At 61.8% G+C, this 11,256-nt stretch carries 10 protein-coding genes; 6 read left to right on the top strand and 4 right to left on the bottom strand.

Annotated features, from left to right (window positions below):
* Positions 1-118: 118 nt before the first annotated feature.
* The 4 genes from ACN4F8_RS15045 (at position 119) to ACN4F8_RS15030 (ending at position 4,310) form a co-directional block, all read left to right on the top strand.
* Positions 119-1,051 (top strand): YicC/YloC family endoribonuclease, encoded by a 933-nt coding sequence (locus tag ACN4F8_RS15045; RefSeq protein WP_419474308.1) that lies wholly within the window; start codon positions 119-121, stop codon positions 1,049-1,051.
* A gap of 2 nt (positions 1,052-1,053) precedes the next feature.
* Positions 1,054-1,674: a guanylate kinase gene (gene gmk / locus ACN4F8_RS15040; RefSeq protein ID WP_419474307.1), complete on the top strand. Its 621-nt coding sequence runs from the start codon at positions 1,054-1,056 to the stop codon at positions 1,672-1,674.
* Positions 1,675-1,702: 28 nt separating this feature from the next.
* Positions 1,703-1,906: a DNA-directed RNA polymerase subunit omega gene (rpoZ, locus tag ACN4F8_RS15035; protein WP_069047262.1), complete on the top strand. Its 204-nt coding sequence runs from the start codon at positions 1,703-1,705 to the stop codon at positions 1,904-1,906.
* Positions 1,907-2,051: 145 nt separating this feature from the next.
* Entirely contained in the window at positions 2,052-4,310 is a 2,259-nt protein-coding gene (locus ACN4F8_RS15030) for a RelA/SpoT family protein (RefSeq protein WP_419474306.1), read from the top strand.
* Here ACN4F8_RS15030 and greB read toward each other — a convergent pair whose 3' ends face one another.
* Positions 4,311-4,874, bottom strand: coding sequence for a transcription elongation factor GreB (gene greB, locus ACN4F8_RS15025; protein WP_419474305.1), 564 nt, complete (start codon positions 4,872-4,874; stop codon positions 4,311-4,313).
* Positions 4,875-5,582: 708 nt separating this feature from the next.
* On the opposite strand from greB, the gene ACN4F8_RS15020 reads away from it, so the two are divergent.
* Positions 5,583-5,990: a hypothetical protein gene (locus tag ACN4F8_RS15020; RefSeq protein WP_419474304.1), complete on the top strand. Its 408-nt coding sequence runs from the start codon at positions 5,583-5,585 to the stop codon at positions 5,988-5,990.
* 377 nt (positions 5,991-6,367) lie between these two features.
* Positions 6,368-7,291, top strand: coding sequence for a cyanophycinase (locus tag ACN4F8_RS15015; RefSeq protein ID WP_419474303.1), 924 nt, complete (start codon positions 6,368-6,370; stop codon positions 7,289-7,291).
* A gap of 407 nt (positions 7,292-7,698) precedes the next feature.
* Here the strand turns inward: ACN4F8_RS15015 and ACN4F8_RS15010 are convergent, their stop codons facing one another.
* From ACN4F8_RS15010 to ACN4F8_RS15000, 3 genes are all read right to left on the bottom strand, one after another.
* Positions 7,699-8,004 carry a hypothetical protein gene (locus ACN4F8_RS15010; RefSeq protein WP_419474302.1) on the bottom strand — a complete coding sequence of 102 codons (306 nt, stop codon included), beginning with the start codon at positions 8,002-8,004 and terminating at the stop codon, positions 7,699-7,701.
* A gap of 53 nt (positions 8,005-8,057) precedes the next feature.
* A complete protein-coding gene (locus tag ACN4F8_RS15005; protein ID WP_419474301.1) occupies positions 8,058-8,516 on the bottom strand; it encodes an SH3 domain-containing protein in 459 nt (152 codons plus the stop codon).
* A 173-nt stretch (positions 8,517-8,689) separates the two neighbouring features.
* Positions 8,690-11,256 (bottom strand): efflux RND transporter permease subunit (locus ACN4F8_RS15000; RefSeq protein WP_419474300.1); only part of this gene is annotated, 2,567 nt, incomplete at its 5' end.

Genomic DNA, 11,256 nt, shown 5'->3' with positions numbered 1-11,256 from the left:
TGCGGTAACCACCGATCACGGTGTCCGGCGGAAGCGGAGCGGGTTTGACCTTTGACATAATTCGGATGGTTTCCGGAACGCCTCGTTTTGGACCACTCAACCAGACGGGCAAAGTGCAATGGCAGTTTACAGCATGACCGGCTATGCAACGGCTCACCTGGGCGGTCCTGCAACGGCCCCAAACGCAGAGCCGGCGCGAGATTCCAAGCCAGGCCTGGGCTTGGAAATTCGATCCGTCAACAGCCGGTTTCTCGACCTCACATTCAAGCTGCCGGACGACCTTCGCGGTTCGGAGCCCGCACTGCGCGAGCAGTTGGGCGCCCGCCTCAAACGCGGCAAGGTCGAGGTGCGCGCGTGGATCGAAGGCCGCAGCGATGCCAGCCCGCGCTCACCCAGTGCGCTGGAGCTCCAGAAACTCGTCGGCCTGCAAGACAACGTGCGCGCCTGGCTGCCCACCGCGGCACCTCTGTCGGTGGCCGAAGTGCTGCAACTCACCTCGCGCCAGCAAGGCAACCCCGGTGAGCTCAACGAAGGCCTGCAGGCGCTGGCAGAGGTGGCCATCAACAACCTCATGGATGCGCGCGAGCGCGAAGGCCAACGTCTGGCGGCCATGTTGCTGGACCGCCTGGGTCAGTTGCGGCAACTCGCCAAAGACGCGCAACCGCTCATTCCCCAACTCGTGGCACAGCAGCGCCAACGTTTCATTGATCGCTGGAACGAGGCGTTGGCCGCTGGCGGCCCATCGGCCACCGGCAACACGGTCACGTCCGACATGGCCAACGACCGCGCCCTGACCGAAGCCACCGCATTTGCCATCCGCATCGATGTGGCCGAAGAACTCACCCGGCTCGACTCGCACCTGACCGAGATCGAGCGGTTGATCAAAAAAGGCGCCGAGGTGGGCAAACGGCTGGACTTCCTGATCCAGGAGCTTCACCGCGAGGCCAACACCCTGGGTTCGAAATCATCCAACCTCGAACTCACGCGCATCTCGGTTGACATGAAAGTGCTCATCGAGCAGATGCGCGAGCAAGTCCAGAACATAGAGTAAGCATGGAATATCCCGGAAACCTGTTCGTCGTCGCAGCCCCCAGCGGGGCCGGCAAATCCAGCCTGGTCAAGGCCTTGATGGAGCTCGACTCGCGCGTCGTGCCCTCGATCTCACACACCACCCGCGCGCCGCGCGGTCAGGAACTGCATGGCCGAGAGTACTACTTTGTAAGCAAGGAAACCTTCGACCAGATGGTCATCCAGGGGTCGTTTCTGGAGTGGGCCATGGTGCATGGCAACCGCTACGGCACGTCCAAGATGGCCATCGAGCAGCGCATGGCGCAGGGTGCCGACGTGGTGCTGGAGATCGACTTTCAGGGAGCGATCCAGGTCAAGCGCATCTTTCCCAACGCGGTGCTGGTCTTCATACTGCCGCCCAGCTGGGAGGAACTGCGCTCGCGGCTGGAGCGTCGGGCGGAGGACACGGCCGATGTGATCGAACTGCGTTTGCAGAACGCCGCCGCCGAGGTGGCGCACGCCCAAGAATTCGACTTCGTTATAATCAACGAGTTGTTTGAGCGAGCCCTGTTTGATCTCAAGGCCATCGTCCATGCCCAGCGGCTCAAGTTTGCCGCCCAGCGTATCGCCCGCGGCGATACCTTCAAAGTGCTCAACATCCTCTGACCCCAAGCCCGTTTACTGGAGCCCGCCCATGGCACGCATCACCGTCGAAGATTGTCTGGAAAAGATCCCCAACCGCTTTCAACTCGTGTTGGCTGCAACCTACCGGGCACGCATGCTGAGCCAGGGTCACGCCCCCAAGATCGAAAGCAAGAACAAGCCTGGCGTGACCGCGCTGCGCGAGATTGCCGAGGGCAAGGTCGGCTTGGAAATGCTCAAGAAGGTTCCGCTCTGATCCGAAGCCTGGACCCCTGAAAAAACACCGCACCGCGGTGTTTTTTTTCGCCCGTGTACCGCTCTGTCATCAATCCCACACGGCACCGGGCACAACATGGGCGCTGCCCTCGGCAGCAAGTGCCATCACCGGATAAAGTACCGGGATGTCCACCCTAGCCGACACCGGCTCCCTTTTGTCTTCTGACGATCAGGCGCACCCTGCCGCCAGTGCAGCTGCGGCCAGCTTCGCCGGGTTGTTGGCCAAGCTGGACTACCTGAGTGCCGTCGACATCGAAAGCATCCGGCAGGCCTACCGGTTTGCCGATGAAGCGCACCTGGGGCAATTGCGCAAGAACGGCGACCCCTACATCACCCACCCGATAGCGGTGGCGGCCCAGTGCGCCGAGTGGAAGCTGGACGCGCAGGCGCTGATGTCGGCGCTGATGCACGACGCCATTGAAGACTGCGGCGTGACCAAAGAGGAACTGGTGGAACGCTTCGGCGCGCCGGTGGCCGATCTGGTAGACGGCCTCACCAAGCTGGAGAAGCTGGAGTTCGACACCCGCGAGCAGAACCAGGCCGAGTCGTTTCGCAAGATGCTGCTGGCCATGGCCAAGGACGTGCGGGTCATTCTGATCAAGTTGGCCGACCGCACCCACAACATGCGCACGATGGGCGACATGCCCCGCAGCAAGTGGCAGCGCATCAGCAGCGAAACGCTGGAGATCTACGCGCCGATCGCGCATCGGCTGGGTTTGAACTTCACCTACCGCGAGCTGCAGGACCTGGCGTTCCGCTTTCTGCACCCCTGGCGCTACGAGGTGCTGTCCAAGGCGCTCAACAAATCGCGCAACCGCCGTCGCGACCTGATCTCGCGCGTACAAAAAGAGGTGGAAGCCGTGTTCGCCCAGCAGGGCATGAACGTGCGCATCATGGGCCGCGAGAAGACGCTGTATTCGGTCTATCGCAAGATGGACAACAAGCACCTGTCGTTCTCGCAGGTCACCGATGTCTACGGCTTTCGCATCGTTGTGCCCGAGCTCACCGACTGCTACACCGGGCTGGGCGTGCTGCACCAGCTCTACAAGCCGCTGCCCGGCAAATTCCGAGACTACGTGGCGATTCCCAAGGTCAACGGATATCAGTCGCTGCACACGACATTGATCGGTCCGTTCGGCACCAACATCGAGTTCCAGCTGCGCACGCACGCGATGGATGTGGTGGCCGAGTCGGGTGTGGCGGCGCACTGGTTGTACAAGGCCAGCGAGCCGGGCAGCGACATGTCGCAACGCCTGGGCACGCAGTGGCTGCAGTCGCTGCTGGACATCCAGCAGGAAACCCACGACGCGGGCGAATTCTGGGACCACATCAAGATCGACCTGTTCCCCGACGCGGTCTATGTGTTCACGCCCAAAAGCAAGATCATGGCGCTGCCGCGCGGGGCCACGGTGATGGACTTCGCCTACGCCATCCACAGCGACGTGGGCAACCACACGGTGTCGGCCCGCATCAACGGCGAGCAGCGTCCGTTGCGCACCGAGCTGGCCAACGGCGACGTGGTGGAGATCATCACCGCCGAAAGCGCCGAACCCAACCCGGCCTGGCTGTCGTTCGTGAAAACCGGGCGTGCGCGCTCCAAGATCCGCCACCACCTCAAGACCGTGGCGCAAGAAAAGTCGCACGAGCTGGGCGAGCGCATGCTCAGCCAGGCATTGCGATCAGAAGGCCTGGCCGCCCTGCCGGCCGAAGACGGCGAGTACCAGAGCACCTGGGAGAAATTGCTGCGCTTCACCGGCAACAAGACACGCGACGAGTTGTTGTCCGACATCGGCATGGGCAAACGCATCGCCAGCATGGTGGGCAAAAAACTCGCGGTGCTGCTGTCCGAAATGGGGCTCAAACCCGACGCTCTGCTGATCAGCACCGAGCGCTACGCCAGCGGTCGCGATGAATCGGCGTCGCAAGGTGTGGTCACGCTCGACGGCAGTGAGGGCCTGTCGGTGCAGTACGCGCCGTGTTGCAAGCCCATCCCGGGCGACCGCATCGTGGGTTATCTGGGTCGAGGCGAAGGCCTGGTGGTGCACGCCGAAGACTGCCCCACCGGCAAACGCCTGCTGCTGCGCGACAGCGAACGCTTCCTGGAAGTGGAATGGGCCGACGAACCCGTGCGCTCGTTCGAGACCACGGTGGTGGTGACCGTGACCAACGGCAAAGGCGTGCTGGCGCGTGTGGCATCCAGCATCGCGGCGGCCGAGGCCGACATCACGCACGTGGACATGGGCGACGAACCCGCCCAGACCGCCACCGACATCCGCTTCTCGGTCTCGGTGCGCGACCGCCAGCACCTGGCCGATGTGTTGCGCAGCCTCAAACGCACGACCTCGGTGATCAAGGCACAGCGCTTCAAGCCCGTCAAGGCCTGATCAGGTTCCAGGCGTGGGCGCGGGATAACTCACAGCCAGCACTTCCAGTTCCTGCGTGCCACCAGGCACGACCAGGCGAACCACATCACCCACCTTGGCTTTGAGGAGCGCGCGCGCCACCGGCGACACCCAGCTGATCTGGCCCTGCGCGCTGTCGGCTTCGTCCACCCCGAGGATGGTGACGGTGGTCTCGGTGCCCTTGTCGTCAGCGTAGGTCAGGGTTGCGCCGAAGAAGACTTGGTCGCCGCCGTGGTGCTGCGAAGCGTCGACCACCTCGGCGATTTCCAGCCGGCGCGTGAGGAAGCGGATGCGCCGGTCGATCTCACGCAGTCGTTTTTTGCCGTAGAGGTAGTCGCCGTTTTCCGATCGGTCACCGTTGCTGGCGGCCCAGTGCACGATCTCCACCATCTTGGGCCGCTCATCGTCGATCAGCGTGAACAGCTCGGCGCGCAGGCGGTCGTAGCCGGCGCGGGTGATGTAGTTCTTGCCGCCGGGCACCGGTGGCGGTGATGGGAGCTCGTCGCCCTCGTCCTGATCGGATTCTTTGGTGAATGCCTTGCTCATGGTGGCCTCCCGCCGCTGTTCCGCCGCTGGCTTGCGCCTTTGTCAGCGGCAGAAATGAAAAAACCCTGCAGCTTTTGGCTACAGGGTTTTTTGTTTGGTGCGGCTGGCAGGAATTGAACCCACGACCCCTTGGTTCGTAGCTACCAGATCTTCCGTAAGTTGTTGATTTATAAAGATTCTATGTCTACTCATTGTACAAAAACCACCCTGTTTAGACATGTATTTCAGAGCCCAGTCCCGCAAAAGTCCCGCAGAGAAATTGTGCGCGAGGTCACATTGATCAGTGACTGCAACCGTAGCGCAAACGTTTTCTGGAGCGTGGGCAGGCGCCCGGCGGGTGTTGTGAAGCGACAAAAACGCGCCTACTCCTTCAGACCTCTGAGCGAGATGGGTGTGGGTAAATGTATCCTATCGGTAGTAATCTCCGGCACCGAGGAGGGCAAAGCAGAAGACAGTAGTCCGAGTGTCCACTTGAATCCAATCAACTAAGTTTGTCGTTACAGGACAAGGTAAGTTGAAGTTCAAGATCTTGGCTTCTGTTGAAAACGGACCCTTTGAACCAGAGAACTGCATGTTTCAATGCTACAACGATACCTCCAATGCCGGTATCAATCTGACGATGTCGGGTCTTGAGACCTCTTTTGCCCAGCGACATAATTTCTTGTGAGCGCATTTGCCATTTTTGCGTACGCTGTATAGCAGAGAGCGATGAAAACCACTCAATTCAAGAGTCGTCGAACGTTCACAAAAGACCAACCATTGAAACAGGAGAAAGACATGATGGTGTTTAACGGCGCGCTCGCCATGAGCCCTGAAGAGTGGACCGATTTTCAGCGCATCACGCATGCTCCTTGGCCTCCTAGAACTCCCGAAGAATTCGACGCGATGTGTGACCTGGGCGCGGCCCGACACAAGGCTGAGAACACGAATGGAAAGGGGGGAAATCACGCCGGAATTTGCCGCCTCATTAAGTTCAGCCCAAGAGGCGAGATGAACTACCCTATAGAAGCCGGCAGAATTGCCTACGCCAAGGTGCACGGGACTTTGCCCAACGCCGAGCAGCTGAGTGAGTTCGAAAATACGCCACCGCGTGGCCCAGGACTCAGAGTCGTGTAGTGAGTCAGTGTGGACTATGACTGCGCTCGATAGCACCCTTTGGATGAATGCTCACTCCCGCGCGTGGGACAAGCCAGATACCGTCGGGATACGGTGACTTGAACAGCCGGAGGGGCGACTAGCTGCTACCGGGTAGCCGGCCGCGAATCGACTCCCGAGTTCTTGTGAACGGCTGAACTGAACTCGCTGTGTTGGTGGCACGGTTTGGTGGGACCTTTGTTGACGAATCGCAGCCTTTCCTAGAGGCACCAACAAGCGGTACACCTGTGCTGAAATGCACGAACTGTTCAGACGCGACGCAGATGAAATGCTTGGACATTTATTCGCGAGTAGTCTGCGTGGACTTCTGATCACCATCCATAAGGTAGATTCAGTGCATGAATAGACGCGATCTCCTAGGCGCGCTTGGAGCGCTGCTTCCAAGCCAAGGCCTGCTTGCCAGCCAACCTGATCGGGGCAAACTTGTGATCGTGGGAGGAGCGGAAAACCGCTGGAAAGATCGCTCGATACTTCGCAGCTTCCTTGAGCACGCAGGGGGTTCGTCCGCTCGTGTGCGGCTCTTGGTGGCGGCCACATCGCGGCCGGCCGAAGCCGCCGAAAGTTACGTACGGGCGTTCTCGGACCTCGGCGTCAAGGACTGCGAAGCACTGCCTGTTGTCGCCCGGACTGACGCCTTCCTGCCGGAGGTGTCGAAGTCCATTCTCGAAGCAAACGCTGTATTCATCACAGGCGGCGACCAGGCGCGTCTTATGACGGTCCTTTGGGAGACGCCTGCAATGGCCGCGTTGCACCGCGCGCACCATCTGGGCAGTTGCTGCATCGGTGGCACGAGCGCGGGAGCCGCGGCAATGTCGCGCCACATGATTGCGGACGGTGTGGCTGTGCACCGAGCGCGCAAGGGCGTGGTGGAGACTGACATCGGGTTGGGTCTGCTTACATCCGCGATCGTCGACCAACACTTCTCGGAGCGCCGGCGGTTGGCGCGCCTCCTTTCGGCCCTGGCGCGCAGGCCTGACCTGCTCGGGCTCGGGGTGGATGAGAACACAGCATTGGTGATCGACGGCGAAAAGGGGATCGAAGTAGTAGGGACGGGCGTGGTCACTCTGGTCGATCCCACTTACGCCCGCACCAACATTGATGGACTCGAAGAGGAAGGGCTGCTCGAGCTTCTTGGATTGCGACTCCACACACTGCCTTCGGGCCACCGTTACCCAGTGAACGGCTCGGGGGGAGCCGCTTTGCCACCCGACCTGCTAAAAGCTGTGCAACGGCTGGTGCAGCCTGGTCCGGTGCGGCTGTAGCTTGTCCCGCTGCACTGCCTATTTCTTGACCTACGTCTGAGCTCTGCATTCCCCGCACGGCCTTCTGGGAGGCGTTAAACCGGAAACAAGGCGGCTTCCGGCATCAGCGGGAAGCCAGTGTGGCGGTGGCATGACGTGCATCGTCATCTCTTTGGCGCTCAGGGCACACGGATTCCCCCATGTAGGTGATGAAGTAAGGAGACTGTGTTGTTGGGCCTCGATCTTTGGGAGTGCCTTGCAGTCTTTGGCAATTGTCAGGAACGGAGCGTTATGAACAAGAAAGGCATTGCTGCGGAAACGTTTGTCCAAGCCAGTGTGGCCCCTTTGGTGGTCCTCTCTGCGCTGCTGCAGCTGCGAGCGGGGGAAGCGATCCTGGCCCTTTTTGGAGGCATGCTTTTAATATTTTTTCAACAGCACAGCACGGTGGATATAAAGATGAACAGGCATGCCCTGCAAAGATGCGCTCGCCCTTTCGAGCAGTTGTAGGGGGCAGGCTCTGGTTTGCTGCGCCGGACGCATCGGATCCAGCCGCCCAGTGCCTCACTCGATTTGAATCGAAACGGTTTGCGGATGATCTTGGACTCGGGCTCGTCGAAGTGTCCCCGCGCCCGCTCGATGCCGGCCATGGCAACAGACTCGTCGCGGCTGAAATCGCTGCCCGTTTCGCCACCCGAAATGAGATCGGTCAGTTTCTCAAAGAAGAGGAGCAGCAAGTATCCCGACTACCGGCACTCGAGCTGGCCAGCCCTGCTCGTCGGTATGTATCCTACCAACCCCAAAGCAAGCTCTTGGAAATCCAACCGCTTTTCGTATCCTTACGCTCAACACGGACCCACCGACCGCGCTTCTCGAGCGTGCGCAACAATTCACCGTACTCTGCCTTGCCAATGACTCCATATTGAGTTCCGGGGCCGCTACGCACATTGGCGGTAGAACGCTTGACCACATGGTGCGCCGTATTGCCAACTAGCGAGCGTGCCACCCAGCCGGTATCACCTTCGAAGTCCTTGACCTGCAGCCACCGTGCCTGACTCTTGAGGACTCGCAGCGGGTAACCCCTTCGAAGTTCCCACAGCACTTCGGTGTGGGTTCCAGGTCCCGACCGCATGTTCAGTGTGCTGCCTTTGACGCTGACCAAGTTCTGAGCCAACGCGCTCGAAATAGTTACAACGCAAATGCCGGTAGCAATCACAAAGCGGCGAAAGGTTGTTGTTGCTGCAGGCATGCGAGTGAGTCTCCTTGAGAAAGTAAAAAACGGCGGCCTAGATGGGATTCACGTGAGCGGGTTAGTTCCCCAGTCGGTAGCATCTGACCCATTTAATACGGGATACTCGCTCAATCCCCTTTTGTCATTTTGACGCTCGAGGCCTTCCGTTGATACGCTGGCCTGATAGCAGACTAGCCCGGTCGACGCATCAACCGGTACACCACCGGCACCACCAGCAGCGAGAGCAACGGCGCACTGATCATCCCGCCGATCATGGGTGCTGCGATACGCTGCATCACCTCGCTGCCGGTGCCCATGCCCCAGAACAGCGGCAGCAGCCCAGCCACGATGGTGGCCACCGTCATGGCCTTGGGCCGCACCCGCAACACCGCGCCTTCGCGGATGGCTTCCAGCAGAGAAGGCTCGTCGGTGCGCCCGGCGTCCAGCCGTTCCTGCCACGCCTGCTTAAGGTAGATCAGCATGATCACGCCGAACTCGGCCGCCACACCGGCCAGCGCAATGAAGCCCACCACACTGGCCACCGACAGGTTGTGCCCCAGCAACCAGAGGAACCACACGCCGCCGACCAGCGCGAACGGCAGCGTGGCCATGATCAGCAAGGCTTCATCAAAGCGGCGGAAGATCAGGTACAGCAGCACGAAGATGATCAGCAGCGTGACCGGCACCACCAGCTTGAGCTTGGCCGTGGCGCGCTCCAGAAATTCAAACTGGCCTGACCACGACACCGAGTACCCCGCCGGCAGCACCACCTGCTCGGCCACCGCGCGCTGCATGTCGAGCACCGCGCCGCGCAGGTCGCGTCCGCGGATGTCCACGTACACAAAGCCGGCCAGGCGCGCGTTTTCGCTGCGCAGCATGGGTGGCCCTTCGGTGATGCGCAGGTCGGCCACGTCGGACAGCACCAGGCGCTGCCCGCCGGGCGCCACCATGGGCAGTGCGCGCAGTTCGGGCAATGAGTCGCGCAGTTCGCGCGGGTAGCGCAGGTTGATCGGGAAACGCTGCAGGCCCTCCACCGTCTCACCGATGTTCATGCCGCCGACGCTGCCGGCCACGATGTCCTGCACGTCGGCGATGTTCAGGCCGTAGCGCGCGGCGTCCGCGCGGCGGATGTCCACGTCGATGTAGCGTCCACCCGTGAGGCGCTCGGCCAGCGCGCTGCTCACACCGGGCACGTCTTTCACCGCGCGCTCGATCTCGCCGGTGAGGCGGTCGATGGTGGCCAGGTCGGGCCCGGCCACCTTCACACCCACAGGGCTCTTGATGCCGGTGGCCAGCATGTCGATGCGGTTTCGGATCGGCGGCACCCAGATGTTGGACAGGCCCGGCACACGCACGGTGCGGTCGAGCTCTTCGATCAGCGCCTCGGGCGTGAGGCCCGCGCGCCATTCTTCCCTGGGCTTGAACTGGATCGTGGTCTCGAACATCTCCAGCGGCGCAGGGTCGGTGGCGGTCTCGGCGCGCCCGGCCTTGCCGTAAACGCTCTGCACCTCGGGAATGGTCTTGATCAGGCGGTCGGTCTGCTGCAGCAGCTCGGCCGCCTTCGACGCAGACAAGCCGGGCAGCGCCGTGGGCATGTAGAGCAGATCGCCTTCGTCCAGCGGCGGCATGAACTCGCTGCCCAGCTGGCGCAGCGGCCAGATGCTGACCAGCAGCACCAACACTGCCACCACCAGCGTGAGCTTCGGTGCCTTCAACACCCCATCGAGCACCGGGCGGTACAGCGCGATCAGCGCGCGGTTCAGCGGGTTGGCGGTCTCGGCCGGTATGCGCCCGCGAATCAGGTATCCCATGAGCACCGGGATCAGTGTGACCGCCAGGCCAGCGGACGCCGCCATGGCGTAGGTCTTGGTGAAGGCCAGCGGTGCAAACAACCGGCCCTCCTGCGCCTCCAGCGTGAACACCGGGATGAAGCTCAGCGTGATGATGAGCAGCGAGAAGAACAGCGCGGGCCCCACCTCGGTCGCAGCGTCTGAGATCACGCGCCAGCGCGGTTCGCCCTGCAGCGTTTCGCCGGGGTGCTGGTGCGCCCAGCGCTCCAGGTGCTTGTGGGCGTTTTCGATCATCACGATGGCCGCGTCCACCATGGCGCCGATGGCAATCGCGATGCCGCCCAGCGACATCACATTCGCGTTGATGCCCTGCTGCTGCATCACGATGAAGGCCATCAGCACACCCAGCGGCAGCGAGATGCTGGCCACCAGTGCGCTGCGCAGGTGGAACAGAAAGGCCAGGCACACCAGCGCCACCACGATGAACTCCTCCAGCAGTTTTTCACCGAGGTTTTTCACCGCGCGCTCGATCAGGCCCGAGCGGTCGTACACCGGCACGATCTCCACGCCCGCCGGCAGGCTGCGCCGCAGCTCGGCCAGGCGCGTCTTCACCGCTTCAATGGTTTGCAGCGCGTTCTTGCCCGAGCGCATCACCACCACACCGCCCACAGCTTCGCCTTCGCCGTTGAGCTCGCCAATGCCACGCCGCATTTCCGGCCCGGTCTGCACCCGCGCCACATCGCCCAGGCGCACCGACACACCGGCATTGCTGGTGATGAGCGGGATCGCGCGAAAGTCGTCGAGCGTCTTCAGGTAACCATTGGCTCGCACCGCGTACTCGGCCTCGCCCAGCTCCAGCACCGAGCCGCCCGCCTCCTGGTTGCCGCGCGCCACCGCCTCGGCCACCATGGCCTGCGTCACGCGGTAGGCGGCCATCTTGTCGGGGTCGAGCACGATCTGGTACTGCT

Origin of the sequence: Hydrogenophaga sp. (assembly GCF_048549895.1) — a bacterium.
GTDB lineage: Bacteria > Pseudomonadota > Gammaproteobacteria > Burkholderiales > Burkholderiaceae_C > Hydrogenophaga.
Note: the sequence above shows the minus strand (reverse complement) of the source record. Positions and strands in the feature narration are given on the sequence as shown.

Excerpts from the sequence above, each read along its gene's own strand:
- ACN4F8_RS15015 (WP_419474303.1), top strand. The coding sequence starts at position 6,368 with ATGAATAGACGCGATCTCCTAGGCGCGCTTGGAGCGCTGCTTCCAAGC.
- rpoZ (WP_069047262.1), top strand. The coding sequence starts at position 1,703 with ATGGCACGCATCACCGTCGAAGATTGTCTGGAAAAGATCCCCAACCGC.
- gmk (WP_419474307.1), top strand. The coding sequence starts at position 1,054 with ATGGAATATCCCGGAAACCTGTTCGTCGTCGCAGCCCCCAGCGGGGCC.
- ACN4F8_RS15045 (WP_419474308.1), top strand. The coding sequence starts at position 119 with ATGGCAGTTTACAGCATGACCGGCTATGCAACGGCTCACCTGGGCGGT.
- ACN4F8_RS15020 (WP_419474304.1), top strand. The coding sequence starts at position 5,583 with ATGAAAACCACTCAATTCAAGAGTCGTCGAACGTTCACAAAAGACCAA.
- ACN4F8_RS15030 (WP_419474306.1), top strand. The coding sequence starts at position 2,052 with ATGTCCACCCTAGCCGACACCGGCTCCCTTTTGTCTTCTGACGATCAG.
- greB (WP_419474305.1), bottom strand. The coding sequence starts at position 4,874 with ATGAGCAAGGCATTCACCAAAGAATCCGATCAGGACGAGGGCGACGAG.
- ACN4F8_RS15005 (WP_419474301.1), bottom strand. The coding sequence starts at position 8,516 with ATGCCTGCAGCAACAACAACCTTTCGCCGCTTTGTGATTGCTACCGGC.